The organism is Bradyrhizobium frederickii, assembly GCF_004570865.1.
Classification (GTDB): Bacteria; Pseudomonadota; Alphaproteobacteria; order Rhizobiales; family Xanthobacteraceae; genus Bradyrhizobium; species Bradyrhizobium frederickii.
In genome coordinates, this window is the sequence record NZ_SPQS01000022.1 from 18,380 (window position 1) to 45,292 (window position 26,913).

Annotated in this window: 20 protein-coding genes; 6 read left to right on the top strand and 14 right to left on the bottom strand. The window is 59.1% G+C overall.

Going from position 1 to position 26,913, the window contains the following annotated elements; all coding sequences use genetic code 11:
• Window positions 1-199: 199 nt before the first annotated feature.
• Window positions 200-1,861 carry a nodulation protein NodU gene (gene nodU / locus E4K64_RS30450; protein WP_126261763.1) on the bottom strand — a complete coding sequence of 554 codons (1,662 nt, stop codon included), beginning with the start codon at window positions 1,859-1,861 and terminating at the stop codon, window positions 200-202.
• Window positions 1,862-3,207: 1,346 nt separating this feature from the next.
• Between nodU and E4K64_RS30455 the strand changes: the two genes are divergently transcribed.
• From E4K64_RS30455 to E4K64_RS30470, 4 genes are all read left to right on the top strand, one after another.
• Window positions 3,208-4,785, top strand: coding sequence for an amidophosphoribosyltransferase (locus tag E4K64_RS30455; protein WP_235884827.1), 1,578 nt, complete (start codon window positions 3,208-3,210; stop codon window positions 4,783-4,785).
• Window positions 4,782-5,462 (top strand): HAD family hydrolase, encoded by a 681-nt coding sequence (locus E4K64_RS30460; RefSeq protein WP_126261764.1) that lies wholly within the window; start codon window positions 4,782-4,784, stop codon window positions 5,460-5,462. The genes E4K64_RS30455 and E4K64_RS30460 overlap by 4 nt, the downstream gene beginning before the upstream one ends.
• Before the next feature lie 3 nt (window positions 5,463-5,465).
• A complete protein-coding gene (locus tag E4K64_RS30465) occupies window positions 5,466-6,368 on the top strand; it encodes an NAD(P)-dependent oxidoreductase (RefSeq protein ID WP_126261765.1) in 903 nt (300 codons plus the stop codon).
• A 192-nt stretch (window positions 6,369-6,560) separates the two neighbouring features.
• Entirely contained in the window at window positions 6,561-6,887 is a 327-nt protein-coding gene (locus tag E4K64_RS30470) for a nucleotidyl transferase AbiEii/AbiGii toxin family protein (RefSeq protein ID WP_126261766.1), read from the top strand.
• Between the two features lie 186 nt (window positions 6,888-7,073).
• Here E4K64_RS30470 and E4K64_RS30475 read toward each other — a convergent pair whose 3' ends face one another.
• The 4 genes from E4K64_RS30475 to E4K64_RS30490 all read right to left on the bottom strand — a co-directional run bounded on the left by E4K64_RS30475 (window position 7,074) and on the right by E4K64_RS30490 (window position 12,252).
• Window positions 7,074-8,540, bottom strand: coding sequence for an NAD-dependent succinate-semialdehyde dehydrogenase (locus E4K64_RS30475; RefSeq protein WP_126261767.1), 1,467 nt, complete (start codon window positions 8,538-8,540; stop codon window positions 7,074-7,076).
• Window positions 8,541-8,543: 3 nt separating this feature from the next.
• Window positions 8,544-9,473, bottom strand: a complete 930-nt coding sequence (locus E4K64_RS30480) for a dihydrodipicolinate synthase family protein (protein WP_126261768.1) — start codon at window positions 9,471-9,473, stop codon at window positions 8,544-8,546.
• 175 nt (window positions 9,474-9,648) lie between these two features.
• Entirely contained in the window at window positions 9,649-10,800 is a 1,152-nt protein-coding gene (locus tag E4K64_RS30485) for a glycoside hydrolase family 88 protein (RefSeq protein WP_126261769.1), read from the bottom strand.
• Between the two features lie 249 nt (window positions 10,801-11,049).
• Window positions 11,050-12,252 (bottom strand): CaiB/BaiF CoA transferase family protein, encoded by a 1,203-nt coding sequence (locus tag E4K64_RS30490; protein ID WP_126261770.1) that lies wholly within the window; start codon window positions 12,250-12,252, stop codon window positions 11,050-11,052.
• A 264-nt stretch (window positions 12,253-12,516) separates the two neighbouring features.
• Between E4K64_RS30490 and E4K64_RS30495 the strand changes: the two genes are divergently transcribed.
• Window positions 12,517-13,608, top strand: coding sequence for a LacI family DNA-binding transcriptional regulator (locus E4K64_RS30495; RefSeq protein ID WP_126261771.1), 1,092 nt, complete (start codon window positions 12,517-12,519; stop codon window positions 13,606-13,608).
• Window positions 13,609-13,770: 162 nt separating this feature from the next.
• Here E4K64_RS30495 and E4K64_RS30500 read toward each other — a convergent pair whose 3' ends face one another.
• Complete coding sequence (locus tag E4K64_RS30500) at window positions 13,771-16,407, bottom strand: CehA/McbA family metallohydrolase (RefSeq protein ID WP_126261772.1); 2,637 nt, start codon at window positions 16,405-16,407, stop codon at window positions 13,771-13,773.
• A gap of 198 nt (window positions 16,408-16,605) precedes the next feature.
• Complete coding sequence (locus E4K64_RS30505; protein ID WP_126261773.1) at window positions 16,606-17,931, bottom strand: MFS transporter; 1,326 nt, start codon at window positions 17,929-17,931, stop codon at window positions 16,606-16,608.
• Between the two features lie 710 nt (window positions 17,932-18,641).
• On the opposite strand from E4K64_RS30505, the gene E4K64_RS30510 reads away from it, so the two are divergent.
• Complete coding sequence (locus E4K64_RS30510; RefSeq protein WP_126261774.1) at window positions 18,642-19,424, top strand: enoyl-CoA hydratase-related protein; 783 nt, start codon at window positions 18,642-18,644, stop codon at window positions 19,422-19,424.
• 58 nt (window positions 19,425-19,482) lie between these two features.
• Here the strand turns inward: E4K64_RS30510 and E4K64_RS30515 are convergent, their stop codons facing one another.
• From E4K64_RS30515 to E4K64_RS30545, 7 genes are all read right to left on the bottom strand, one after another.
• Window positions 19,483-20,700, bottom strand: a complete 1,218-nt coding sequence (locus tag E4K64_RS30515) for a substrate-binding protein (protein WP_126261791.1) — start codon at window positions 20,698-20,700, stop codon at window positions 19,483-19,485.
• Between the two features lie 141 nt (window positions 20,701-20,841).
• Window positions 20,842-22,098 carry an amidohydrolase family protein gene (locus E4K64_RS30520; protein WP_164719093.1) on the bottom strand — a complete coding sequence of 419 codons (1,257 nt, stop codon included), beginning with the start codon at window positions 22,096-22,098 and terminating at the stop codon, window positions 20,842-20,844.
• Between the two features lie 77 nt (window positions 22,099-22,175).
• Window positions 22,176-22,871, bottom strand: coding sequence for an ABC transporter ATP-binding protein (locus E4K64_RS30525; protein WP_135166771.1), 696 nt, complete (start codon window positions 22,869-22,871; stop codon window positions 22,176-22,178).
• Window positions 22,864-23,598, bottom strand: a complete 735-nt coding sequence (locus E4K64_RS30530; protein WP_126261777.1) for an ABC transporter ATP-binding protein — start codon at window positions 23,596-23,598, stop codon at window positions 22,864-22,866. Before E4K64_RS30530 ends, E4K64_RS30525 begins: the two co-directional genes overlap by 8 nt.
• Window positions 23,585-24,595, bottom strand: coding sequence for a branched-chain amino acid ABC transporter permease (locus E4K64_RS30535; RefSeq protein ID WP_126261792.1), 1,011 nt, complete (start codon window positions 24,593-24,595; stop codon window positions 23,585-23,587). Before E4K64_RS30535 ends, E4K64_RS30530 begins: the two co-directional genes overlap by 14 nt.
• Window positions 24,596-24,660: 65 nt before the next feature.
• A complete protein-coding gene (locus E4K64_RS30540; RefSeq protein ID WP_126261778.1) occupies window positions 24,661-25,881 on the bottom strand; it encodes a substrate-binding protein in 1,221 nt (406 codons plus the stop codon).
• Window positions 25,878-26,741, bottom strand: a complete 864-nt coding sequence (locus E4K64_RS30545; RefSeq protein ID WP_126261779.1) for a branched-chain amino acid ABC transporter permease — start codon at window positions 26,739-26,741, stop codon at window positions 25,878-25,880. The genes E4K64_RS30540 and E4K64_RS30545 overlap by 4 nt, the downstream gene beginning before the upstream one ends.
• Window positions 26,742-26,913 lie beyond the last annotated feature (172 nt).

A 26,913-nucleotide genomic window follows, 5' to 3' on the forward strand; every position in this document is an offset into this window, starting at 1 on the left:
CAATCGACGACATCTACTGACTCAGACGTCCGACATCCGCCGCGGTCCGTTCACGGTCATCGGGTCCTCGGAAAGAGAGGGTATTCTAGCGGACGTCTGCGTGGGCTGGATGAGAACTATCCGCCGCCCAAATGGCTCTGAACGGTCGGCGTTCCGTTCTCAAATCTCACGTCCACAGAAAGATGCCTTTGACCAGCGCTCAGTCGCCGCCCTCGCGTCTCGTCCACAGCATGCCATCGCACCACACGTGGTCAACGCGGTTCCACTGGCAGGCAGATGCCGCATTCGGGAAAAAGCCGCGTCCATTGTGATTGGCGCTGGTGTTACATAGTAGCGGAATGCCTGTGAGGCCTTCGTATTCGACGAGAAGTTCGGCGATCTTGTGCCGAGAGGTCCTGCAAATGGTCTGCAATCGCGCAGATCCGTCCAGATGCACAACAGCGGGGATCTTATCCCGCCATTCTGCTCGTGTTAGGTGCTCGAAAAGCATGTAAGGGTCTGGCGTTCCGGGACTAAAAATATCCGGCGCCCGATCCTCCAGGCATATTGGCGCTACAGGCCGGAAGTGCTCGCGAAGTTTGATGTCGTTGAGACGGTCCTTCATTTGCGGCGATGTCGCCGCGGCCAGTATGCTTCTGCTACCGAGAGCCCGAGGTCCAAGCTCCGCGCGGCCGGCAAGAAAAATGACGGGTTTGTTGCTGGCGAGAATGGTTGCAAGTTCACGCATGCTGCATGGTGAGCCGCCCCATCCGGGCGGCATGTCGCCTCGTTCCACGGCTGGACCACTATAGACGGACCATTCCAATGGTACAAAACCTTGGTCCGCCGCCAATGCGGAGCAAGCAGCACCTATTGCCGAGCCACTGTCATTCGGAAAGGGTGGCACCCAGATAGCATCGAACAAGCCGGCAGCTCGTAGTGCACTATTCCATTTTATGTTGAGACCGCAGCCACCGACTATGCACAGATTGCGCGCGGAAAACCTCGAATGCCTCTGTATAGCACTCGCCAGTTTGCTAACGAGCAGACGCTCTTGGAAGCAATGAAAGGATGCAAGCACATCTGCGGGGGCTTTGGCCTTTAACCGTAGCACGCAGGCATCGAAGAACGCATGGACAGGCTCAAGCGCGGCGTCCTCGCTGCAACGACCGACTGGCTCCGTGAACATGCTAAAGTGCTTTTCATAGAGCTCCTGAAACACCTCGACGATGCTTTCATCGGCCGAACCGAGCGCGATGTAGGCCATCAACTTGCCCGCAACACCGAGGTCCCACTTGATGCGGTTAGCCTGCTTGTATGGTCCGAAGTGATAGCCTGCGGCAGCATAAGCATGCCCGATCAGCGGAAAGAGGCACTCGACGAACCTGGCTGCGTGGCGCTCTACATGGTAGAGCCGTGGAAAGGAGGCGCCGTCCCAAACCAGACAGAACGCGGGTTGCCCGGCCTTGGCGAAAGGACTGGTACAAAAAGCGGAAGCCACGTGACCTGTGACATGCGGATAGCTTTTATAAGGGAAGGCGCTCCCCTTGAGCATCAGCCCAGCGCCGTCGCGCGCTATGAGGAGGCCGTCGGCATCGCCCTCAACATACGGCGCCCCTTTAAGGGTAATGGGTGCAGTCCCGCTGAGAACCTGAAATTGTGACTCACTCTCGCCCCACCATCCATCGATGACGAACCGGTCAACGTCCCGCGGATCCAAACCGTGTTCTGCCAAGGCGACAACAACCGCATCGAGATTGTGGAGTTTTTGATATCGCGGATTATTGTCCCGCTTCTCCTGCTCCACACAAAAGACCAGCCTTCCGTCCTCGACAAGGGCGACTGCTCCGTCATGAGTCAGTTTGATACCGCAGATTCGCATACAGTCTCCGAACCTAATGTCAGATACACTCGATTTGAACGCTCCCCCAACTGCTGCTCACGTTGCGAGACTCAGATGGGCTCCCATCTTTCACGATGCACGCTCTGGGCCAGTTCCAATCAGAGGAATCGCCGGCAATTGTCTGATTAAAGTCGAGATTGGAGGCTGCTTGACCGATTCGTGACACCGAACGCGTTCGGTTTCGGACCAAGCACTCGGGCCTACAGCAACAATTTCCATGCGCGCGACCCGGGGCCCCCGTTATGCCTTCTGCGAGGTCGAGCGAACGGGTGCAGCGAACTTTTTCTGCCGGCTAAACGAGATCATGGCCGCGCTGCCACGAAATGGCTCACCGTGAGACGAACGCGCTTCGTAATTCAGTTAGCGCCTAGGCATTCGCGCTAGGACGACATTATGAATCGTGGCGACTGCGCATCTCACAGGTGCCATGTGCCGAGATTCCGGGAGTGTCGGCAACACCGATGCGCTAGTCTGTACCGGCTTGGGAGTGACGGCACTTTGAGAAAACAAACAGATGCTCCTTTTTTAAGTGGTGTCTCGCTCAAGGTCGCGAACAGCCCCTGATCGTTGCACCGTCGTCTGTATTGCGTGAAGACACAGGGACGAGGATGCCCTCCACAGCTAGGACTCGGCAGTACAGGATCCGGGATCATGGCGGCTTGGTATATCCGCCTACCCACCTGTTATCTCAGCGCCGTCGATCGAGCCGCGTTTTGCCGCCAAGGACGTGGACACCTGAGCCCCCTCGGGCTCGAAGAATGTCGGATACAAGATAATTTGGCCGCGCGCGCAGCGCCAGAGTCGTTGAAGGTGACATATTGCAGTTCCTGACCACACCGTTTGAAGGTGGATCGTCATGGGTTGGTCCGCGCAAGCGACACGATTCGTTCTGGCCAAGGTTCATGGTCCTGATCAATCACCACTGTTAGTAGTTGATCAGGCGAGCGTCGAACGCCACTCTCTGGCCTGCTTAGAGCTCCTTTTCGTAGGCTGGTTGTCTTTAAAGAACCGGTTTGGTGGCTGGACGCAAAAATGAAAGACATGAGTGAAAGTGCAGAAGGCTTTCGTCGACCTTAAGCCCCCACTTCCTGCTCGCTCCGGTGTGGAGCGTTTCGCACATGGTCGTAGCATCCTGAACATCGCGTGGGTGCTGAAACGACGCACAATACCCACTCGATGGCTAGAATGGCCTGTCTTCCAACCCTACTCGCTCCGGAAATGCCAGCCAGCACATGCAAAGGGCTGGTACGACGCTTGCTTAAGGATGAATCGAAGTGCCATCGAGGCGCCCCGCCAGAGCGACTCCTTAACAAGTGGGTGACTATATGTCCGGTGTCGCCGGTGCATTTTTCTGCGCTTCAAGCGAACCATCGCCGCGTGTCCTTGATCAGCTAAACAAAATGATTCCGACACTTGCACTCCGTGGGCAAGCGGGTGTCGTCGTCTCTGCTTTTATGCAAGAGCGTGGACTCCGACATGGAACCTTTCGATCGAACGATAGCTCTGTGCTCATTGACTGCATCGAACGGGACCCGTGCTTTCGGCCTCATGTTGCAATCGCGCAGATCCGTGGCGGATCCTGTGGAACTGGAGATGGCGACGACGTGCAGTCAATGCCTAACCGCCATTTTGCCATTGCTCTGGACGGCGCCTTGGTGAACGCTCATGAACTCAAGAGCGAATTACTCGCTCGAGGCCAACTGATAGATACGAACACAGACGCCAAGCTCCTGCTGAGGTGGATTGAACACTCTTGCGAACGAGAATATTGGCGTCACGGCCGGCCCGTAAACTACGAAGCTATCTTTCGCGAGCTTGATGATCGTATCGATGGTGCCCTAAGTGCGCTTTTGCTAGATAAGGACGGAGATCTTGTTGCATACCGCAGTCGAAGCGGTTTGCGACCATTGGAGACTATGCGAGCAAGTAATGGCTTGTTGCTCTTTGCTTCTGAAAATTGTGCCTTCGCAGGCTTGGAAGGTGAGATCAGCCAGCTCTTGCCTGGGAGCATACAGCGCGTGGACGCCAAGACCGGCGCCAGCGTTGACCATGCCCTGAACTGCCGAGGACATAAGGCCAAGCTCTGCGCGTACGAAGCCCTCTATTTGGGAAGTCCAAACACGTCGGTCGAGGGCCATTCACATCGCCAAACCCGTTACAACATCGGGCTCTCTTTGGGAAGAATTGTTGCGGAGCGACTTCAAGCAGAGCCACTCTTGATGCCGCCAATCGTGTCCTCAATGCCAAATACTGGGGGCCCGTACGCCGATGGTCTATTTGACTCTTTCGCCGAACAGGGCGTGCTTGCCGAGCGTAGTGACGTAGTTGCAACGCAATTTCAAGAGCGAACGCTCCTCGGCAGAACCAGCGCCCGGCAATCTCGCATTGCCCAGAAGTATCGAGTTTCGGAACCGGCCATAGCCGAACGGACCTTAATAGTTGTCGACGAAGCCCTCATTCGAGGCGATACCAGCCAAGCCGTCACAATGATGCTCCTTGCCGCTGGAGCCAAAGACGTACATTGGGCGATAGGTTCTCCCCCTATAGTTGCGCCAAACTACTACGGCATGGGTATTGATACGCTAGATGAGCTCGCATTCTGGCAGGCATTGAAGCGGCTGCCGTCCGAGCTGCGCGCCCAATGCCTTCGCTTCCATAGGATGGAGCCGCCAGCACTCAGAATCGTTGAGAGCAACATTGCGACGGCGATCCAAGCAGCATCGATAACTTATCTGCCTTTCCGCGCCCTTGTATCCGTTTTGGCCGACAGGCTAGAGGGCATCGATCTATCACCGTTCACGTTCGACATGCCGACCCCCGCTGGACGGCAGCGCGCGCGTAGACACTTGGAAGCGTTGCTGGCCGCTTTTCCTGTCAATACCCCTCTGAGGTCAGAATCATGAAACCCGCTCTCGTATTTGACTGGAACGGAACACTGCTCGATGACACCTATGCGCTGCTCGAAACGACCAATGTCATTTTGGACCGCTTTGGTCGTCCGAGCATCGATATAAAGACCTTTCGGGATCGTTGTGATGTTCCCCTCTCTCTTCTCTACCTTAGCCTTGGAATGTCGCGCGAAGAGATTGAGGCAATGGAGCGTGATGATGGCGCACTATTTCACGACTTATACGAGCCTCTTGCGGCCAAGGCCGATCTACGTGAGGGCGCGCGCAGAGTGCTCGAGATAGCGCGACGACAATCCGCTCTACTCATCATCCTCAGCAACCACATAGTGGCGCCTCTACAGTCCCAGCTGAGGAGGCTTGGAGTAGATCACTACATTACCGATGTGCTCGCTTTTGAAAGCCGCGCCACGCAATACAAATCAATGAGCAAAGGAGAGCGGCTTCGGCTTTACATGCAAAGGTACGACCTGAAGCCCGCATCAACCTTCATCATCGGCGATATGCCCGTGGAGACTGATATTGCACGTAATCTCGGTCTGACGAGCATATCCATTACCGGAGGATTTGTTTCGACCTCGCGCCTGCAAGCCGCGCGTCCAGATTACACGATCAACAACCATCACGAGCTGCTGCCCATCCTGCAAAGCCGTGGCTACTTTTCGGAATGCTAAGCCATGAGTAAGGGATCATCAGCGAGCGCGGCTCCCAGACTGATCAAGCAGAGCGTAGGGCTTATCGGAGCGGGGCGCATGGGAACAGGTATAGGCATCAGCCTGCTGCGTCAGCAACGCGAACTCCACATCAAAGTCAACAAGGAGCGGTTCGGTGCCGATCGCCTGATAAGTGCAGGGGCCCGCGAACATACGTCGATCGCTGAGTTGGCGCAGCATGTAAGTGTGGTGGTGTTGTCCTTACCGTCCAGCCGCGAAGTTGAGATGGTGTGCCTTGATGACGATGGACTATTTGTCCACATGTGCCGAGGAGGCTTGATAATTGATTGCACAACCTCGTATCCTGCCTCGACTATTGCATTGGCGAAAACGGCGCAAGGACGAGGTCTAAGCTTTATTGATGCTCCAGTAACACGAAGCCCCGAGCAAGCAGAGCTCGGCCTCCTCAATGCGATGGTTGGGTCGGATACAACACTCTTTCCCGTCGCTGAACGCATTCTTGCTGCGTTTTGCGAGACCGTGATGCATGTTGGAGATGTCGGACACGGCCACAAGCTCAAGCTTGTTTACAACAGCATGACTATGGGCATAGCTGCGGTCGCCGCTGAGGTCTGCCAATTCGCGGATAGTCTTCAGATAGATCTTGTAACACTACGGTCTTTGGTCAGTCGGGGCTCTACGAACAGTGGAATATTCCAAGCCTTCGCCGCCTTTTTGTTGGGAGAGAAACCGGATGCACTGGCAATCTCGATTGCAAATGCTGCAAAGGACATCGAGTGTGCTGTGCGCCTAGCGCGCGAGAGTGCCGTTTCCGTGCCGGTCCTGGATGCTGCCGCGCAGGAACTCAACCTCTCAGTTGTCGCAGGCAAAGGTGAACTGACCCTACCACATTTGGCCCTATCGTAAATGCTTGGTATGGCTCCAAGCGGGCCATTTTTCCACGAGTCCGTGGCGCCCCTCGACTCCCTCGTCATCGAGAACGATGATTAGGACGAGACGGTCCGCATCTTCAAAGAAGTCAGCGGCGTTTCATACAACGATGGGCGGAGTTCGATCCAAACAGCCTCAAGGTCAATCGCATTCGCGAGGAAACCGAGTATGGCGGACTGCGCATCACCGCCGACGCATTGTTCCGCCAAGGCCCGTATCGTTATCGATATGGCCGTTGATGATGCGGTCGAACCGGGTCTACTGGAAATGGACTTGTCGGTTCTCCACGATCTTCCTGCTCCGCATCTGCGCGCTTATGCGCGTGAGATGGTCATCGCCGAGAAATTCCAGGCGATGGTCATGCTGGGCCGCGCCAATATTCGTGGTGCTCGCGGGCTATCATTGGCGCGGAAGTTTGGGGGCTTTGGCACACGCAGCTGTTATCCGTCCGCGCCGATTTGCCGGACAAAGTATCTTACTTCTGCTTCCGCCTGAATGAACAATAAGGTGTCAGTCCCGCAAGGAAAAAGAACCGCTGCCGGATTTCTCCGACAGCGGCTCAAGTCCGGGGAGAAGGCAGACGTACCGGTCTGCCAGCGGAGAAGGGGAGAGCGCTTGAAGCTATCCGGCGGCACCGTCGAACAATCGTTCTGCTCCGGTTTGGCACCTGGGATTCCGGTTCTAGCTCGCCTGGCTCACAAATTTGGTGTCGAGATAGCCCTCGATTGCCTCGAGGCCACCTTCCGAGCCGAAGCCGGACTCCTTCGTTCCTCCGAAGGGCACTTCGGGAAGCCCAAGCCCATGATGATTGATCGATACCATCCCGCATTGGAGATCGGCCCCGATCGCGGCCATGGTTGCGGCGGATCGCGTGTAGGCATAGGCGGCGAGCCCGTAAGGCAGTCGATTGGCCTCCGTGACAACGTCGTCATAGGTCTTAAACCGCGCAATCGGGGCGACAGGGCCGAACGGCTCTTCATTCATGATGCGCGCTTGAGGTGGAAGATCGGTCAGGACCGTCGGCTCGAAGAAGTACCCCGCATTGCCGATACGCTTGCCGCCGGTGCGCAACTGGGCGCCGCAATCGAGAGCGTCCGCGACAAAGCTCTCCATTGCGTCGATCCGCCGCGAATTGGCGAGCGGTCCCATGCGGCTGTCTCTCTCAAGGCCATTGCCAACCTTGATCGCGCTGGCCTCGGCAACAAACCTCTTGACGAAATCTTCATAGACACTCTCATGCACCAGAAACCGCGTCGGCGAGACGCAGACTTGGCCGGCATTGCGGAACTTGTTCGCCGACAAAATTCTTGCGGCTTTCTCGACGTCGGCATCTGGGAAAACGATGGCAGGCGCGTGCCCGCCGAGTTCCATGGTGGTGCGCTTCATGTGGGCGCCGGCAAGGGCTGCGAGATGCTTTCCGACTACGGTCGAACCGGTGAAGGAGACTTTACGGACGATAGGATGGCGTATGAGATGGTCTGAAACTTCGGATGGCACGCCGAAGACGAGATTGATCACGCCCGCCGGCGAGCCCGCATCCGCGAAACTACGCACCAGCTCCATGCAGCTCGCTGGCGTCTCTTCAGGTCCCTTGACGATGATGGAGCAGCCGGCTGCAAGGCTCGCCGAGATCTTCCGCACGGCCTGGTTGATCGGAAAATTCCAGGGCGTAAATGCCGCAACCGGCCCGACAGGCTCCTTGGTCACGAGCTGGGCAATATTGCCAAAGCGCGCCGGCACGATCCGCCCATAAGCGCGCCGCCCTTCTTCGGCGAGCCAGTCGATGATATCGGCAGCGAGGAGCGTTTCAGCACTCGACTCGCTCAGCGGCTTACCCTGTTCGAGGGTCATGATTGCAGCGATGTCGGCTGCGCGCGAGCGCATGAGCTCGGCGGCCTTGCGCATGGTCCTGTACCGGTCGAAGGCAGAAACCTTTCGCCAGATCTCGAAGCCGTCCGCCGCCGCCGCGAGGGCACGATCAAGATCACCGCGGGATGCGTAAGGCGTTTCGCCAATGGGCTGTCCGGTCGCGGGGTTGAGGATCTCTTCCGAGCGCTCTGCCTCCCCTTCCGTCCATTCCCCGGCAATGAACATCTTGATCTGGGGGTACACAGGTTGTGCCTGCACCGCTTGTTCCGGATTGTTCATGCCTCAATGTCCCCAGCGAAGAGCCAGCGGGTTGAGCTCGTGCGCAAGCTCGATCAATCCAGCTCTCGTCGCCGGATGGAGCCCATCGAGCGGATGCCGCACCGCTTCGTATTTGATCACACCACCTTCAGCCATCACGCTCTTGGCAGCGCGCAGGCCGCACTGGCGGTTCTCGAAATTGATGAGCGGCAGCACCTTTGCATAGGCAAGAGCGGCTTCTTGCCTGCGTCCCGCTTTGTGGTGATCGAGCACCGGGCGAAGCAGATCGGGCAGCAGCGCACTCGACATCGTTCCGGTCGCACCGGCGTCGAGGTCTGCCATCATGGTGATGGCCTCCTCCCCGTCAAAAGGACCAATGATGGCCTCACCGCCGAGCTCGATCAGACTGCGCAACTTGGCAGCAGCAAACGGGACCTCGATCTTGAAATATCTGGCGAGCGGCACCTCGCAAGCGAGGCGGACGAGAAACGGGACCGTCAATGTAACGCCGGAGAGCGGCGCGTCCTGGACCATGATTGGGATCCCTGCCGCGTCTGCGACCCGGCCGAAATGGCCAATCATGGCCCCGTCATCCGCCTTGAGGCTTGCACCATGATAAGGCGGCATCAGCATGAGGAGGCTTGCGCCACGTTCGGCCGCATAGCGGGCGCGTTGCACCGCAATCTGGGTGCTGAAATGGCTGCAGGTCACCATGACTGGCTTGCGGCCCGCGACATGCGAAAGACAGAGCTCGACCAGAATGTCGCGTTCTTGATCAGACAGCAGGAACTGCTCGGAATAGTTGGCCAGAATGCAGATCCCGTCCACGCCTTGATCAATCATGCAATCGATAACGCGCCGCTGCCCTTCAAGATCGAGATCTCCAGCCTCCGTGAACGGCGTCGGAGCCACCGGGAACAAGCCGCGATAGATGGGAGTCTTCGCACTTCTCATGTAGAGGATTCCAGACAGGAGGCGGTCAGTTGCTGTCGAACGGGGTCAGCCATCGCAAACATCTAAGGAATGGCGCCGATACCGGCGCACTTTTTTGACAGATTGACTAGCATGGCGTCACAAACGAGATTGGTTTGAGGCTTTGCTCGCGTTGGACGCCTTTCGTGCCTCCCCATTAAATCCAGCCAGGCGGCACCAGGTCCGTGAGGACGGCAAGACATTCAAACAGGAAGTAGCTTCCGAAGATCAGCTCGACGTTCTGAGCCGCATCGATATCGCGCACAATCGCCTTTCGGGTGAAGCAGCCGCCGGTGAGCATTCCAGGCGGGCGCGGGTCATCGGGAGCAGTCGGCGTCAGGTATTTCGAGCTCAGCTGAGTAACTGTGCGCTCCGCAAATGATCGATATCTGGCGCCCCGCTCAGGACCAAGTGCGGATGCGAGGCGCAGCGCCGCGGCAGCAGCGATAGCAGTGGCCGCAGTATCCCTGCTGGTATTGGGGATCGCCGGATCGTCGAAATCCCAGAAGGCAATGAGATCCGCAGGGACATGGTCGATCCACCAGTCAAGAAGGCGCACGGCGTAGTCGCGCCATAGTGGTTCGTCCGGGCGGACCATGGCGGCGTGAGCGGTGTAGAGCATCGCCCATCCCTGCGCCCGGCCCCAAGTGCTGATATCGCTATAGCCCTTGTGCGTGTGCGTTCTGAGCACCTCGCCGGTCTGTGGATCAAGGGTGGAAGACTGGATAACTGAATTGTCCTGCCGTACGTGGATCTCGAGGACACGCCGCATATGTGCATTGGCGACCTCCTCCATCCGGGCATCGGAAAGCTCGTCCGCGGCCCAAAAGAGCAGGCCTGTCGCCTGGAGCGAGTCGATGCTGCTCTCGGAGGCTCCGACTGCGCTCGCCTCCTCGGCATCCCTGCCCAACGGTATCAGTCCGAGGTGTGGATCGAACATATCACGAAGCGACCTTGCAGCTGTCAGAGCCACCTCGCGCGCGTTTTCGTCCTCGAACAGGATGCTGCCGAGGGCGCCAGCATGATAGAAGCCGAAACCCTTGAAGGCCGTAAGCCGCTCGGCACGCGGCAACATTCGGCTTAGCGCAGCACGCGCGTCTTCGATTGGGAACTGCCTGGGATTAGCGAGATGCGCGAGCCAAAGCTCGCCGACAAAGGCCCCGCCGGTCCAATCACCATCGGGCGTAAACGTCCATGTTCCGTCGGCGGCACTCGCCCAGTGTGGCAAGCCCGTGCGTGCAGTGTCCCTGGTCTCGGCAATGCGCTTCAACATACGCTCGCGCGCGGGCAGATATTGGCTTTCCGACATGGCTCTGATCCAACATAAAACTTGCCGCGCGGCTTTGGCCTGGCGGCAACTTAAAGCTCTTTACCAACAGGTCCTGGACTGGGGTGAACGGTTAATGTTCACCAGACTTCCAAGCGTGCGCTTGGTTGCATCGCTGCCGAGGAGCACGCCTCGTCAGCAACACCGCAGGGAAAGCCGCGCGCAAGTTTATGCCGATCACCATGCCCTCCTGACGTAAGCGCGCTACTTTCGAGAAGTCACTTTGGTCGTTTAGTGATGCGAGTCCGCAGCGCCGATGGCGCCCGTATCGTAAAGATGCTTCAATGTCCTGGCGTCATAGCCCAGCTCTTTCAGAATCTCTTCCGTTTGCGCACCGAGCTTTTGCGGGGGCAAACGCACGTCCGGCTGCTCGCCGTCGTAGCGCACGGGATGGCTGACGAGGGTGATGGGAGTTCCGGTCGCGCCGGTCACGACCTGAAAATTTCTGTTGTGCACAATCTGCGGATCCTCAACGACGTCAGCATAATCGTTCACCGCAGCGTGCCAAATTCCACGCGCCTCGAACAAGGCGATGCATTCGGTGGTTGTGCGTTTGGCGACACTGGGCGCAATCATGGCTGAGGCTTCGTCCCGCCGGCGATACGCCTCCCCGTCAGGAATTCGCTGGTCGAGCGGAAGGCCAAGCGCGTCTGAGAGCGCCTCCAGCGATCCCAAAGAGATCGCAATGTGTCCATCGCGTGTCGCATAGATGCCGTAGGGCGCGCCGTAGTACCAGCCCGCCACCGGACCCGGCTGACGGACGTCGTCAGGCCTTTGGCCGTTCAGGTAGCAGGTAAAGGATTCCATCTGCAGGTCGAGCGCAGCCGACAGTAGGCTAACATCGACGCGGCAGCCCTGCCCCGTGCGCGCTTTCCTCACCAGGGCAGCTAGAATGCCCGCGGCAAACAAGGCGGCGCCGTGATGATCGATGGCGGAAACGCCCACAGCCCGCGGCCCCTGCTCGCGACTTCCGGTGATCATCGCAAGTCCTGATAGGGCCTGGATCAAGAGATCCTGGCCGGGGCGGTTGACGTAGGGCCCGTCAGGACCGTAGCCGGAGGCAGCCGCATAGATGATCTGCGGATTGATCTTCTTTGCATCCTCGTAGCCGAGACCAAGCTTGTCGAGCACACCCGGACGGAAGTTCTCTGCGATTACATCCGATTTCGCGATCAGTTGCCTGGCGATGACGACGGCTTCGGGTTTTTTCAGATCGAGCGTGAGGCTGCGCTTGTTGCGGTTGCCCGTGAGAAGCAACATTGACTGGCCATCAACCCGCTTGTCCGCCCCGCCCCATTTCCTCTGAAAGGCCCCTCCGGGCGGTTCCACGGCGATCACGTCCGCACCGAGGTCGGCGAGAAACTGCACGCCGACCGGACCCATCAGAAAGTGATTGAGGCTGAGGACACGAATGCCCTTCAAGAGATCGACCATACGTCCTTGCTTTCGGTTTTGCCTGAAATCGAGCTGCTTGGCTCTCGATTTCTGAAATCGATTTCAGACTTAGGCCGCGCAAGAACCGGAGTCAAGCAAATCAACCAACTTTCGAATGAGATTCGCTTCCCCCGCTCGATGTGCGCATGAGAGGGCCAGAAATAGCGCCGACAGCCCGTATACAGGGCTTGAGAAGGTGGCGCTCATGATGGTTTAACCCTTTTGAGAGGGTGCCCCTCTCCTTCTTCTGGTTGACCAACGCAAATGGACAAGAAACCTGTAATCGCGCCAAAAGGCCGCCTGCAGCCGCGCGTGAAGATCGAGGACGTTGCCCGGAAGGCGAATGTGTCGCCGGCGACGGTATCGCGAGTGCTCAATCACCCCGATATCGTACGGCCGGAGCTTCGCGACAGGGTCATGCGGCATATCAATGACCTCGCCTACACACGCGATAGCGCAGCCAGAGCATTAAAATCGGGACGCATGCGGACCGTCGGCGTCATCGTTCCGACGCTGGCGCTCGGTATCTTTGCAGAAGGGGTCGAAGCGCTCCAGAACCGCCTCAGCGAAAGCGGCTACACGCTGTTCATTGCGAATTCGCAATATGACCAGCGGCGTGAACTTCAGGAACTGCAAAGTCTCATTGAACGTGGCATCGATGGAATTGTGCTGGTCGGAGCTTCCCACGGACGGGAGCTGAGGAGTCTGATCGAACAGGCAAGCGTACCCGTCATCACCACCTATGTTGCCAAGGCCGGCGGCGGCATCCCCGCGATCGGAATCGACAACGAAAGCGCCACCCGCGAGATGACGGAGTATCTGCTAAGGCTTGGACACGTCCGTTTCGGCGCAATTGCCAACGTTGTTGCTGCGTCAAACGACAGATCCCGTGCCAGGCTTGAGGGAATTCAGCGCGCGCTCTCGGACGCCGGCCTCCCGCTCAAGCCAACCCAGATCGTCAAGGCCGATTATTCACTTGCCCAAGGCCGTAGTGCCCTTCGTCAACTCCTCACCGATCACCCGGACACGACAGCAGTCATCTGCACCACCGACACGCTTGCCATCGGTGCAATGGCAGAGGCTCGCAAGATGGGTCTGGCCGTACCGGCCACGCTTTCCATCACAGGATTTGACGATGTGGAGCTGGCGGCGCAAATGGACCCGCCGCTCACAACGGTCAGTGTTCCGGCAGCAGAAATCGGCCGGGGAGCCGCCGATTATCTCATCAATGCCATTGCTGGAAGTCCTGTCCCGAGAAGTGTCGTGTTGCCTTATCGGCTGGTCATGCGCTCATCGAGCGCGCCGCCGCGCTCCAGCGCCCGTCCCGCCCGTCGCGGGCGCAATCGAGATCATTGATCGGGCCACGGTTCCTGAAAACTATTCAGAACCGTAGCCTGGCCTTCGCGTCCCAAGACCCGGTGACGGAAGCTGCTCGCCCCATAACATTATTCGGCCGTAAGTAGAGGCGGCTGAGATGCGATGCGCCGCCTGCGCGATCGTCAATGGCACAAGATCTTCTCAATGCTCGCGTTCAACGTGAACGGAGTGAACGGGCGCATGGTGGTGGCTGGCGCCCAATTCGTGCAGTCTATGATGCAGGCGATGATGCGCAAGTTCCAGGGCAGCTCGCAGCCGCGAGTGTCGCGCTTCGTCGGACTTGGGAGCGAGCGTGTCCATATAGGCGATCGATCCCTCGATTTGTGCAAGGACCGAGACTGCATCTGCGGTGGCAAAGATGGGCATCTCGCCTACTTTGACATATACCGCACTGGTGTGCGCCGCAATGTCGGCCTCGCGTCCGGCGACACTGCCCCGAACGCGCAGCGCGATCCAGCATGACTCGCTGATCGGCAGCGAAAGCTGTCCCTTGCACGACAAGCCCCCACATCGAATCTCCTCGACGACGCGGCCGTTGCGGATCAGCTCCACCCGCGCTGACGGAACGCTGACCGATTCGATCCGCCAGTCGATCGTGAGGGTGCCGCCTGAATGGGGAAGCGCGACCGTTCCTCCAGGGCGCCGTCCTTCAACGATCATCTCAACCAGAGGCCCGACAGTGATGAACGTGTCCCCCCTACGTACGGCATCCATCCAGTTGCGATACGTGAAGTCGTTTTCGCCAAGCCGCACATAGGTCCGCGAGCCCCCGAGGAGTGCGGCAGCGTCCATCTTGTCGGAGCCGGCTACCAGCGGCAGATGGTACCCGATATTGAGGTAGCGATACCAGTCGGCAAGACCAAATGCGCTGATCTGCGCGGTCCGCGGGTTGAACGACATCATTTCGATGGCGTCGACAAGGCCGAGCACGATGTCGGCCGCACGTTCCGCCTGCGGGTTCGGCGCATGCGGCATTACGACCAGGCCCCCTTGCTGACGGCAGCGCTCCGCCCAGTCGGCCATGGTCGCTTCCAGAACATGGCCGATCGCAGCTTCGTTGGACCCGCCGCAAGAGAGCGGATTGATCATCTCACCTTCGTAGCCGAGTAGCGATATGTGCCCCAGAACCTGCATCCGGTTCTCCGTGCCGACCCGAACCAGGAATTCCCCGTCCCCGCCGAAATCCTTTGCCCCGATCGTCGTGCGTCCGTCGAAATCGGCGACGTTGGTGAATAGCTCGCCCCACTGTGCGGCGAGCAGGTTGACGACGTTGACACCCTCCGCCTTGCCCTCAAGCAGCGCTGTCTGCGGGCTCAGGAAATGGACGTGCGTATCAGAGCTGACCCATCCCTGTTCGCGCCAGCGCAGCACACGGTCGAGCGCAAAGGTGAGATTGTCCGTCGTTGCAGTGATTTCGACGATGGCGCGCAACGGACGCACCTCAAAACCCCTGCAGATCTCAACGAACACGGGCCCGAGCGGCAGGTCCGCCTCGCAGCTGCCGTCCACGTAGGCGTACTGGTTCAGCCCATTGGCAAATTCGCCCGAGAAGTCCTCGAACCTGCCGGTATTGACCTTGCGGTGATGTCCCTTGGGTGGCAGATACTCCCCGTGCTCACCATGGAGATGCAGCCGCGCGGCAACACGCACCCCGCTGCCCTTCTCAACGATGCGGATCTTGACCGGTCTTGTGGCCGGTTCGACTCTTGCCACGGTGAGCGAGGCGCCGCCTGCGTTAGCGCAACCTTCCAACGATCGAAGATCGAATATGTGCGAGCGGCCATCGTCGGAGCACAGATAGAGCCTTGCGTCGGGATGCGCGGAGTACTCGACGATGACATCGTTGGCGGAGCGCACGGGTTGCACATCAACTTTGGCGCCCAGCCAATCCGCTCTGGAGTACTCGAGCACTGCGCGGGCCGAGATAACCGTTCCGAGGTCCATGCCGATCTGCTCGCCTCGATCGTCGACATCGAGCTCGCCAAGCTTATTGAGATGAACCCCGGGCGGCAGCCTCACCTTCAGCTTGCGACGGCCCTGGAGGCGCAGCGGGTGCTGGGTGAGCGTTGTCGTCGTCACCGCAAAGACAAGCGAGATTTCCTGTTCCGCGCGCAAGCTTAGCGCCGAAAGCTCCTTGTCCGGATAGGGGTTCGGGAGCGCGTAAAGCCACAGGTTCTCACCTTGTCGATCCATGCGTCCCGATTGGGTGCGGGCCTCGCCCTGGAAGAAGCTCGCCCCCGGCGCTCTGCCGAGTATAAAGTCCTCGCCCGTGCTTGCATGCACGATGGGGCCGCGTAGCGGCAGGGCGGCGAACGCACTCGCACTCCAGGAGATGTGGTTCTGCTGGATCGCGAAGCGGCGCAGCACCGGCACGTCGGTCTCGCTGCCGTCGGCATAGCGGAGCCCGTATGTCGCCACCCGCTCGCCGAGTGGATTGCCTTCTACAGGTAGCGTAGCCGGGCCGATCTCTCCGAAACCATCGGGGCTTATACTGGGGCGGTCTGCGACCACTTGCACGAACAGCACATAGCTCGTCATTGCCCGCGGCAACGCAATTACGGCAGGAGGGGCCCCGGGGCGCAGCTCCAGCACATCCGGCCCTGTTTCGCTGCCGAAGAGAAAGGGCATGCCGCGATGAGTCTGGAGCCCGCGAAGCGAATCGATCCACCCGGTGTCACCCGGGCGGTTGGCGAAACCCTCACCGGTATTTGCGCGCCTAGCGTTGAAATATCGCGTCAAGTCGACAGGCGTGAAGTGTGGCGATGAAGGTGTTTTCATGCTGAGGACTCCAGTTTCAGCAACTCTGGTGCCGCGCAAGCAGTCTTTGTCTTGTGAATGACTGCTCGCGCAAGGAGGCTTGCGCCAATCCCATGCCTATGCCCATGCCCAGCATGAAGGGATACGCGCGAACCGTTATGTTTTGCACTTGATGCGAACACTTTGCGTCTGTCGCGGCGAAGCGCAGGGGCAGAGTGTTCATTCACCGATGTAGAGGCGACCCCGCTTCTTGGCGATGTGGTAGACCAGCACGCTTAGGAGCGCGATCAACGATCCGTAAACGGGAAACATCCAGGCGATGTGCTCGCGTTGCAACCAGACCAGCAGATAGGGTGACGTCCCGCCAAACAGAGAGACGCCGAGCGCATAGCCGAGAGCCACTCCGGTGGTCCGCACGGCGCGCGGCATCAGCGTGGTGGCGATGAAATTATAGAGGGCCATGTTGAAGCCCACGATCGCGCCGCCGAACACCGTGACAAAGAAGAACGTGACGATGCCTTTTTCCGAATAGAGCAGTGTCAGGAAGAAGCATGGAATGAGCAACAGGCGCAGCAGCGTGAACGCGCGCGAGGGTCGCACCTTGTCCGCGAAAGCGCCGATAAGGGGCGCCGTTGACATCCAGATCAGGACCATCAGCGTCATGATCCCGTACACATACGTGCTGTTCTCCTTGAAGACCGTGTTGGCCATGTTGGGCAGGCCGGTGTTCCACGCATAGTTGGCGATCTGCACCGAGCCGATCACCAGGATGACGGCGAGCAGCGAAAGGCGGACGCTCCATAGCGTTTTCCACACACCGCCAGTCGTTTCCTGAATACGCGAAGACTCGTCTTGCCGATGCATGGCTCGATTGATCAAGGTTTCCGGCACCGTGGTGCGCAAATAGATGATCAAAAGGCCCAGCAGGCCACCGACCGCAAAGGGTATGCGCCAGGCCCACTCGCGCATGGCTTCAGGTGCGACCGAGGCGCTCACCAGGAAGGCAACCAGGCTCGATCCAAGGTTTCCCAACTGGATAAATGTGCCACCAATCAGACCGAGGTAGTGCCCCTCTTTGCCAGGTGGCGCCAATTCAATTGCAATGGCGTTGGCGACACCAGCCTCAGCGCCAGTAGCAAGCCCCTGAATGAGCCGCATGATCAGCAGCGCTATCGCCGCCGTGACGCCGAGATCCTTGTAGGTGGGCAGCAAGGATATCAAAAGCGAGCAAACCGCCATGGCCGTAACCGAGATCAACATCACGCGCTTGTGGCTGATGCGATCTGCGACCGGCCCCAGCAAAGCCGCGCCCAGCGGCCGAGCGCAAAAACCCGCCCCGTACACGGCCAGTCCCGCTAGCAGCGAGGTGGTGGGATCATCGGAAGGGAAGAAGTGCGGCGAGAGAAACGCTGCCATTACGCCGTAGACATTCCAGTCGTACCACTCCAGCGCCACCCCTCCTCCAAGGCCGGCGGTCATCCGCTTGTTGGCAGTTTGCTTGTCAAGCTGGATGGGTACTGCGCTGGGCTGAGCAATGATGTTCATGGGTCCTCGGGCTCTATTGATGTCGTTAATAATTTTAAGGGTCGCGCGAGAACGAGCAGCCGCTCGTCGGCCCAACTGCGCCCGCAGCGGCGGGGTCTATGAGAGCGGCGGCCTTGAGGAGGCCGGACCGCGGAAGCGCAGGCGCAAAGGGTGCCCGGGATGCCGGTGGAAAGCCCGCCTCCCTTCGCGTATTTGCGGGCCTCGCCTCAGGAGCGGCCATTGCACGATCCTAACGGCGCAGGACGCCTCCATCGTTGCCTCCGACTTGCGCGGCGGCTCGCATAAAGCGCGCGCGACATTCCGTGCCATTCCCATGGCTAACCCTCCTCCTGTTGCTCTTAGCGCGCTTCTGAAGAAGCTGATGTTCTTGTTGGACGGCGCGGCGTCAAAGAGCGCCGCAGCGTCAATGAGATCCTTCAGATGCGCCCGCTCTCGCTGGCCGCACGCTTCCGGTTTCCCGCATTTGTCAGCCTTTTTCTACACCATTCCTGAAATCGATTTCAAGATCAATAAGAATTCAGAACTGTGGAGTCAAGCCGCTTTTCAAGGCTAAGGCGCGCCTCATGGGGCGCCGTCAGCCCGCTTGAGCGACCGGTGCCAGCGGCGCGGGGACTGATTCAGCCCAAAAACAGGCCCTAAGAACCGTCGTTGCCAAGAAATCGATTTCAGTTTATGCGCTGGTTCTCATATTCCTTCAGGAGAACCGCTCCATGACCAAGACGTCCGATCTCATCCAGTCGACATCTGTCGCGCCCCACGTGCGCCTTTTGACGCTGAATAGGACATCGAAACGAAACGCCTTGAGCAACGAACTGATTGTGGATCTAGGCGCGACCTTGCGGGATGCCGCAATTGACGAAGATGTCCGCTGTGTCGTGATTTGTGGCAGCGATGCGTTCTTCTCTGCCGGCGCCGATATCAAGGAGATGCGAGAGCGCGGCTTTGAGGCAATCGACAATCCCGCGCGACGTTCTGCCTGGCGGGATGTCGCCAATTTCCCCAAGCCTCTCATTGCCGCAGTCGAGGGCATTTGCTTCGGCGGCGGCCACGAATTGGCACTGCTCGCGGACATCGTGATAGCAGGCGAAGGGGCGGTATTTGGACAGCCTGAGATTAACATCGGGATATTGCCGGGCGACGGCGCGACGCAAAGGCTGACACGCGTTGCTGGCAAATCGCTGGCCATGCTGATGATCCTGAGCGGCCAATCCATCACGGCGCGGATCGCGATGCAGGCCGGCCTTGTGGCGGAAGTTGTCGAAAGCGGCAGGGCGCAGATTCGTGCGGTCGAACTAGCCGATCTGATTGCGCAAAAGCCTCCCCGTTCGGCTGAACTTGCCAAAGCTGCAGTTCTCGCCGCGTTTCAGACCACGCTGGACGCCGGGCTCGAGTTTGAACGGCAAGCGATCCGGTTTGCCTTCAGCACAGCTGACCAGCAGGAAGGCATGAACGCCTTCTTTGAGAAGAGGCCGCCAAACTATCGCGGAAACTAGCTACCGCGATCTGCTCGCATGCGGCGCCAGCAAAGCTGGACCGCGTAACATGGGCCTTTCAACACTCCTTTGGGTCGACCAGGCCGGCGCTACGGGCGACGATTTCGTATTGGCCGGCCCTTGCCACACCAACGTACATGTTCATCCTACAGTGGCGCTTGCCCGGCACCATCTCCGCCGGCCCGCCAGGCCCTTCCGCAAGCTTTGCGTGGTCGAGAGCGGCGGCGACCGCCTCGCGGTCAAGCGTACCAGCTTCCTTGACTGCGGCTTCCCACAGCTTCAATCCTCGATAAGTGCCGGTCGCGGCGCTGCCTGCTGAGAACCGGAACTTGCCAGGAAACTGCTTTTCGTAGGCCGACTGAATTTTGGCGCTCACCGGATCTTCCACCGCGAACGCCCTGTAGTAGTCCAGGCTGCTGGCGAGGCCTTCGATCTCGTGAGCCTGATTCATTTCGAGCGTGTTCTCGTCATAGTAGACGCAGCCAAGCCGTCCCCCATTCCTGGAAAAGCCCGCTTCATAAAGCTGTTTGAAGAAGGAGCCGACGCCCGGGGGGATGACGCTGTTGAAGACCACGTCTACTTTGTTGGACGTGATGCGGCTCACGGTCGATGAAAAATCGATCTGGTCAAGGGGATAGTACTCCTCGAACACCACCTCCCCGCCGCTGCTCTCGATCACCTTGCGCGCATAGGCGTTGATTGTTTGCGGCCAGACGTAGTTGGAGCCAGGCAGCGCGAAGCGTCTGCCCCCGTTCTTGATCAGCCAGGGGATGAACCGGTCGCAATTCTGCGCCGGAACCGGGCCGGTGCAGAACAGATTGGGCGTGCACTCCTTGCCTTCGTAGGCCTGCGGATAGATGTAGAGCGTCTTGCCACGAGAGATGATGATGTCCTTGATGGCGTTACGCATCGAGCTCGCAATGCCACCGAGCACCAGGTCGACCTTGTCTCGCTGAATCAGCTTGCGGACATTGCCGACAGCGACGGACTCGTTGGACGCGGTGTCCTCGATCAGGAGCTCGATGGGGCGCCCCAGTAGACCACCGGTCTCGTTGATCTCGTTGACCACCATGCGAGCGACATTGGCGTCGGTATTCCCGGCAAACCCGAGTGCCCCCGTAAGGTCGGTGGCAATGCCTATCCTGATCGGGCCTTCGGCGGCGTTGGCCCAGTCAGGACGGATCACCCAGCTGGCCGGGCCGGCCGCAATGGCCGCCGACGCAAAGGCGAAATTGTAGAGAAAGCGGCGGCGGCTGAGTTGTCGGCGATCATTCAACATCGAACTGACCCATAGCCTTAAATCCACGTGCCTTGCTCTTTCCCCGGGACCGGCAGCCTGAAAGCTATCTGTCATTTTAGGTTTCAAGCAGCCTCTTCCGCTCGCGTTTGGGTAAAATCGCGTAACAAAGGGCAGCCTTCAGGACAGTCTGAAAAACTCCTTCGCGTTCCCGCCAAGGATTCTGATCGCCAAACGCTCTGCGTCTCGCGACTGAAAGTAACCGTTCGCGACTTTTTCGTTCAGAACCTCACCGATCAACCGGCGTGCGCCCTGTATCGCGGCAAACGTCTCCTCAACGTGAAGACAATCTCCTCCGATCATCATTCGCGATTCATCTGGCAGGACTTCAATGGATTCGTGGAGGGCAAGCTTGAAATGTGACGGGCTCAATAGAAAAGACCAGCACAAATCAAGCCAGACATTTCGGTACACAAAGGCCATTCCCAACAGGTCCCGGCTCCATGGATAGGCCAAATGCATCAACAGAAAGCGGGTCCGAGGATGACGCTCAATCAACCCGGTCATGCGTAGGGGGTGGGAGCCGCTTATGATTGCCGTTCCAAGATGAGTTTGGACTGGCAGGTCGGCCTCGCCTGCGAGTTGGCAAAACAAGTCGACGACAAAGTCGCAGAACGCCTTGCGCGCCGCAGGGGATGGAGACCTTTGTCCCCAAGCCTGCCGAGCCAGTTCCTCGTCCGGTTCGTCAAAGCTTAGATCCCGGTCATAGGCGAGTGCGTTCTTGAGCGCGATGTGATTGCGCCGTGAGCAGCCGGCAACGAGCTCACGGATTGCGTCGCAATAATCATCGAAGGTTTTCACCTCGAGGCCGAGGCGCCGCAGCAACGTATGCCCGCAATTTCCATTATGATCGCGAGATTCGGGGTGCCAGCCGAGGGCGAATGCGTTAATCCGCAGGACCGCATCGTAACTTTGCCCAAGGACCGGCCGCGGATCCATCAACGGATCGAGAAAAGGGTCTGTTACGATCCTTCCGATGGCGGCCCGCCCGATCACCTCACTTGGCCATGTCGCCTCCTTGTGACGCAAGCGCACTGACGCATCTACCGCCTCCCAGTTGTCGCGAGTGATTCCAGTGTCGGCGACGCCGTAAAGCTCGGCGACTCCGCGGACGAGGTTACGGACGAATGCGTTCGATCCGCTCCTCTCGAGGAACGGCGCAAGGGCCTCCCAGGTGGTCGGCTCGGGAGGGATAGATACCATTTCGATGGTTGCCTTAGGCTCGGATGGCAGCACGTGACTCGTCCAAGCCGCATAGCTCTGTTGGAACAGTTTCAACAGATTTACGTCCGCGCTATGTGCGACCTCGGCCATGTGATGTTCATGGACATCGACGACTTGGCACGAATTGACAAAATCGCTCATGGTTTCGGACATTGCCCCTCTCCGTTCAGCCATCGCAAGAAACTCAAATGCGCCACCTTCGACATGGAGATAGCCTCCGGCGAACGCCTCTACGGCGCTAGATACGACAACAGCCGCGGGTCGTTGCGCAGCTGCTGCGACGCGCCCGAAAGCGCGACACGGCCGCGATCGAGCACATAGGCCTGCTCCGCTACGCGCATTGCGAGGTCGAGGTGTTGCTCGACGATGATGATGGCGATCTCTCTGGCTAGCTCGACCAACCGCTCGGTGATCTCCTCGATGACACCGATCCAGACACCCTCGGTCGGCTCGTCCAGCAGGAGGAGTTTCGGGTTTCCGAGGATCGCGCGCCCTATTGCGAGCATCTTGCGCTCGCCACCGGAGAGCGTTCCGGCCGGCTGATCGAGGCGCTGGCCGAGTTTCGGAAACATCTTCATCACCCGCTCCACTGCCGATCCATCGGGGTGCAAAAGCGATCCGACGGCGAGATTGTCACGCACGGAGAGGCGCGCGAACACTGAATGCTCTTGCGGCACATATCCAATGCCGGCCCGCACCCGCACTTCGGTCCGCCGGCGATCGATGTCTTGGCCGTTGAACTGCACGCCGCCCTTCCATGCCGGCAGTTCGCCGACAATCGCTTTCATGAGCGTGCTCTTTCCGGCGCCGTTGCGGCCGAGGACGGCGACCCCGCCATGCGGCGGGATGGCCATATTGACGCCGAACAAGACTTGGCTACGTCCATAGCCGGCATCGAGATGCTTGATATTGAGGAATTCAGGCACGGCGCAGATAAATCTCCTGGACGCTTCTGTTGGCTTGGATCTCGGCAACCGTTCCTGACGCCAGCACCTTGCCCTGATCAAGCACCGTCAAGCGGTCGCAGATGTCGCGGATGAAATCCAGGTCGTGCTCCACGATGACGAGCGAGCAATGCTGTTTGATCGGCTGCAGCAATTCGCCGGTGACGCGGCGCTCTTCCAGGCTCATGCCGCCGGTGGGCTCGTCCAACAGCAGCAGGCGGGGTCGGCATGCGAGCGCCATCGCGATCTCCAACCATTGCTGCTGCCCGTGAGATAAGGTCGCCGCAGCATCAAAGGCGCGATCGGCGAGCCGGAACTGGAGCAGCATCGTCATGACCTCCTCGTGCAGTCGTCCTCGAGTGCGCGAGAACGCCAGGTCCAGCAGTGAGGACCTGGCCTGCAGCGCGAGCAGGATGTTGTCGTAAAGCGTGAGGGTCGGTAGGACGGCGGTGATCTGGAATTTCAAGCTCATGCCAGCTCGCGCACGCTCTGGCGGCGTAAGCGAGGTGACGTCAGTGTTGATGAACGTCACCTTGCCTCGGGTTGGCACGAGCGCACCTGCAAGACACTTCATCAGCGTGCTCTTGCCCGAGCCGTTCGGTCCGATCAGGCCATGAAACTCTCTGTCGCCGACCGTGAGCGCCGCTCCGTCTAGCGCCGTGAGCTTGCCAAAAACCTTGGAGACGCCGGCGGCTTCAAGGAGCGGCATTGCGCTTCTCCTTCAGGCTCGGGCCGAAACGACCGACACGTTCTCGCTCACCTAGCACGAGGCTGATCAAGCCGAGGGGCCGGAACAGAATGACGAGCAACAGCAGAACGCCGAGAATGATCGGCCAGATATCGCGATAGTTGTCGGAAAGCCAGAAGCTGAGCCCCTCGACAATCGCGGTGCCGACGACCGCACCGATCAATGTCCCGGAGCCGCCGAACAAGACGTAGAGAACGACCTGGGTCGACATGACCACGCCCAGCATGTTTGGCCAGACGAACCCCTCGTGAAACGCATAAAGGCTTCCGGAAGTACCTGCAATCGCGCCGCTGATTGCGAATATGATCGCCTTCAAATGTTGCACTTTGTACCCGAAGAAGGCGATCCGCTGTTCGTTCTCTCGCAATCCCGCGAGCGCCAGGCCGAACTGGGATCGCAGCAAAAAGCGCGACAGAAGATAGATCAGAACTAGAATGGCGAGCACCAGGTAGTAGAAACCTGGTCCCTCGCTCAATTCGTGCGAGCCGATGGTCATCGGTTGGATCGAAGGGATACCGTTCTGGCCGCCAAGATAATGTGACCCTCTCGCCAGGCGGTCAGCTGCGTAAGCTCCGGTCATAGTACCAAGGGAAACGAAGACTACACTGGAGGGATGACGGCCGAGCAGCAGGAAGCCTGCCAGCAGCAATGCCGCCACAAAGCCTATCAGGGCTCCGGCCGGAAGAACGGCAAAAATCGATCCGACCCCGAAGTCGCGTGAAAGCAGCGCCACACCGTAGCCGGCCATGCCGAAGAACAACGACTGGCCCAAGCTCAATATCCCGGCATAGCCCCACACCAGGTCGAACGACAACGCGAAGAGGCACAGTATTAGCACTCGCGTCGCATAAACAGTGATGTAATCCCGCAGGACGAGAGGTGCGATCGAAGCCGCAATCAGCAATGCTAGTTCGAGAATCGGAAGCACCTTCGTTCGCCCTGCGAAGGCAGATGCCAAGGGGAGCGAACGAGCAGCTTCAATGACGCGTGGCGGAGGCTGTATGCCAGTGCCGGTCGATGACATCAGCACTCCTTCGGATCGACAAGGCCGGCGCTACGCGCGACAATCTCGTACTGGCCGCCCTTCGCCACTCCGATGTACATATTCATCTTGCAGTGGCGCTTGCCGGGCGCCATCTCGGCAGGCCCGCCCGGCCCTTCTGCGATCTTGGCGTGGTCGAGGGCGGCAGCTACCGAGTCGCGGTCAATTGTACCAGCCTCCTTCACCGCCGCCTCCCATAGCTTCAGTCCGCGATAGGTGCCGGTAGCGGCGCTGCCTGCCGAGAACCGGAACTTGGCAGGGAATTGTTTGTCGTACGCCGATTGGATCCTGGCGCTCACTGCATCCTCCGCCGCCAGCACCTTGTAGTAGTCGAGGCTGCTCGCGAGCCCTTCAATCTCGTGAGCCTGGTTCATTTCCAGGAAGTTTTCGTCGTAATAGACGCAGCCCAGCCGCCCGCCGTTTTTGGAGAAGCCGGCCTGGTAGAGCTGTTTGAAGAACGGGCTAACGCCGGGCGGAACAATAGCGTTGAAAACCACGTCTACTTTGTTGGATATGATGCGGCTAACCGTAGAGGAAAAGTCAATCTGGTCGAGCGGGTAGTATTCTTCAAAGACGACTTCGCCACCGCTGCTCTCAATCACCTTGCGCGCATAGGCATTAATTGTTTGCGGCCAAACATAATTGGAGCCAGGCAGGGCAAAGCGTTTGCCACCATTTTTGATCAACCAGGGAATGAACTGGTCGCAATTCTGAGCCGGTACCGGCCCGGTGCAGAACAGAGAGGGCGTGCACTCTTTGCCTTCGTAACCTTCCGGATAGATATAGAGCGTCTTGCCGCGAGAGATAATGACGTCCTTGATCGCATTGCGCATCGAACTCGAGATACCCCCGATCACCAAGTCGACCTTATCTCGCTGAATCAGCTTGCGCACATTTCCCACGGCGACGGATTCGTCGGAGGCAGTATCCTCAATCAGGAGCTCGATCGGGCGTCCCAATAGGCCGCCGGAATCGTTGATCTCCTTGACCAGCATGCGAGCGACATTGGCGTCGGTGTTGCCGGCAAAGCCGAGTGACCCCGTAAGATCGGTAGCAATGCCGAGCCTGATCGGGCCTTCCGCAGCATTTGCCCAGTCCGGGCGGATCACCCAGCTGCCTGGGCCCGCCGCGATGGCAGCCGAAGCGAAGGCAAAATTGCCGAGAAAGCGGCGGCGGCTCAGTTCACGGCTGGCGTTGATCATCGGTTGACCCCTCTTCCCGAAATTAGGCCTTGCGGCCGGAACTTGATGAAAATGATGGCGAGCACGAACACCAGAACGTCGGCGATCACCGGCGACATCAGCCAAGGCAACCAGGCACTGAACGTGCCGATGACGCTGGCGCCAGCGACCGGGCCCGCGAAGGACCCGACACCGCCGACCATCACGGCAACAAAACCCTGGATAAGAAATCGGATGCCGAGATCGGCGAACAGCGAAAAGACCGGCACGATCAGCGCGCCGGCGAGGCCCGCGAGCGCCGCGCCAAACGCAAAGGTGACGCTGTAGATCATGCCCGTGGAGATGCCCGAGGCACGCGCTAGCTGTGGGTTCTCCAGCGAGGCGCGGACCCGCAGCCCAAACGAGGTGTAGGCGAGCAGTGCATGGCTCGCGGCCATCACCAGCAAAGTGATGATGACGATGACGCCGCGCCAGGCAGCGAAATGCAGACTACCGATCGTGATAGAGCCACTGATTGGCTCCGGCACGGAGAGATAGAGTCCGCCGGTCAGGCCGCGCACGGCTTCACGAATGATCAGCCCGAGCGCATAGGTGCCAAGCATGGCGACGATTGGAGCGGCGTAGAACCGTCGCACCACGACTTTTTCCAGCACGAAACCAAGCGCGCCGACCGCGACGGGCGCGACAAGCATGCCGAGCGGGACCGGCAAACCGAGGCTGTGCACGAGATAAGTGACGTAGGCGCCGAGCAGGACGAACTCGCCCTGGGCGAAGTTGAAGATACCCATCATGCTGGCAATGATACCGAGGCCGAGCACGACCAGGACAACGATCGCGCCGAAGCTCAAGATTTCGAACATGGCGATAAGTAGCGTATTCATGCCGCTGCCTCACATTCCTTGAGATTGCGAGCACATCTTCTTCACCCCGATCGTTTGAAGGGGTGAGCTACTCGTTGGAAACGAAGGGCTGCTGGCACGAGAGCGCTCCTAGAAGGTCATCCCGGCAATGGGAGTTGCAGGCGATGGTGGGCTTCTTGGGCGGCCCGCCTGT

Bases quoted from the DNA above. Each gene is read 5' to 3' on its own strand.
- nodU (WP_126261763.1), bottom strand. From the start codon at position 1,861: ATGCGAATCTGCGGTATCAAACTGACTCATGACGGAGCAGTCGCCCTT.
- E4K64_RS30455 (WP_235884827.1), top strand. From the start codon at position 3,208: ATGTCCGGTGTCGCCGGTGCATTTTTCTGCGCTTCAAGCGAACCATCG.
- E4K64_RS30460 (WP_126261764.1), top strand. From the start codon at position 4,782: ATGAAACCCGCTCTCGTATTTGACTGGAACGGAACACTGCTCGATGAC.
- E4K64_RS30465 (WP_126261765.1), top strand. From the start codon at position 5,466: ATGAGTAAGGGATCATCAGCGAGCGCGGCTCCCAGACTGATCAAGCAG.
- E4K64_RS30470 (WP_126261766.1), top strand. From the start codon at position 6,561: ATGGCGGACTGCGCATCACCGCCGACGCATTGTTCCGCCAAGGCCCGT.
- E4K64_RS30475 (WP_126261767.1), bottom strand. From the start codon at position 8,540: ATGAACAATCCGGAACAAGCGGTGCAGGCACAACCTGTGTACCCCCAG.
- E4K64_RS30480 (WP_126261768.1), bottom strand. From the start codon at position 9,473: ATGAGAAGTGCGAAGACTCCCATCTATCGCGGCTTGTTCCCGGTGGCT.
- E4K64_RS30485 (WP_126261769.1), bottom strand. From the start codon at position 10,800: ATGTCGGAAAGCCAATATCTGCCCGCGCGCGAGCGTATGTTGAAGCGC.
- E4K64_RS30490 (WP_126261770.1), bottom strand. From the start codon at position 12,252: ATGGTCGATCTCTTGAAGGGCATTCGTGTCCTCAGCCTCAATCACTTT.
- E4K64_RS30495 (WP_126261771.1), top strand. From the start codon at position 12,517: ATGGACAAGAAACCTGTAATCGCGCCAAAAGGCCGCCTGCAGCCGCGC.
- E4K64_RS30500 (WP_126261772.1), bottom strand. From the start codon at position 16,407: ATGAAAACACCTTCATCGCCACACTTCACGCCTGTCGACTTGACGCGA.
- E4K64_RS30505 (WP_126261773.1), bottom strand. From the start codon at position 17,931: ATGAACATCATTGCTCAGCCCAGCGCAGTACCCATCCAGCTTGACAAG.
- E4K64_RS30510 (WP_126261774.1), top strand. From the start codon at position 18,642: ATGACCAAGACGTCCGATCTCATCCAGTCGACATCTGTCGCGCCCCAC.
- E4K64_RS30520 (WP_164719093.1), bottom strand. From the start codon at position 22,098: ATGTCCGAAACCATGAGCGATTTTGTCAATTCGTGCCAAGTCGTCGAT.
- E4K64_RS30530 (WP_126261777.1), bottom strand. From the start codon at position 23,598: ATGCCGCTCCTTGAAGCCGCCGGCGTCTCCAAGGTTTTTGGCAAGCTC.
- E4K64_RS30540 (WP_126261778.1), bottom strand. From the start codon at position 25,881: ATGATCAACGCCAGCCGTGAACTGAGCCGCCGCCGCTTTCTCGGCAAT.
- E4K64_RS30545 (WP_126261779.1), bottom strand. From the start codon at position 26,741: ATGAATACGCTACTTATCGCCATGTTCGAAATCTTGAGCTTCGGCGCG.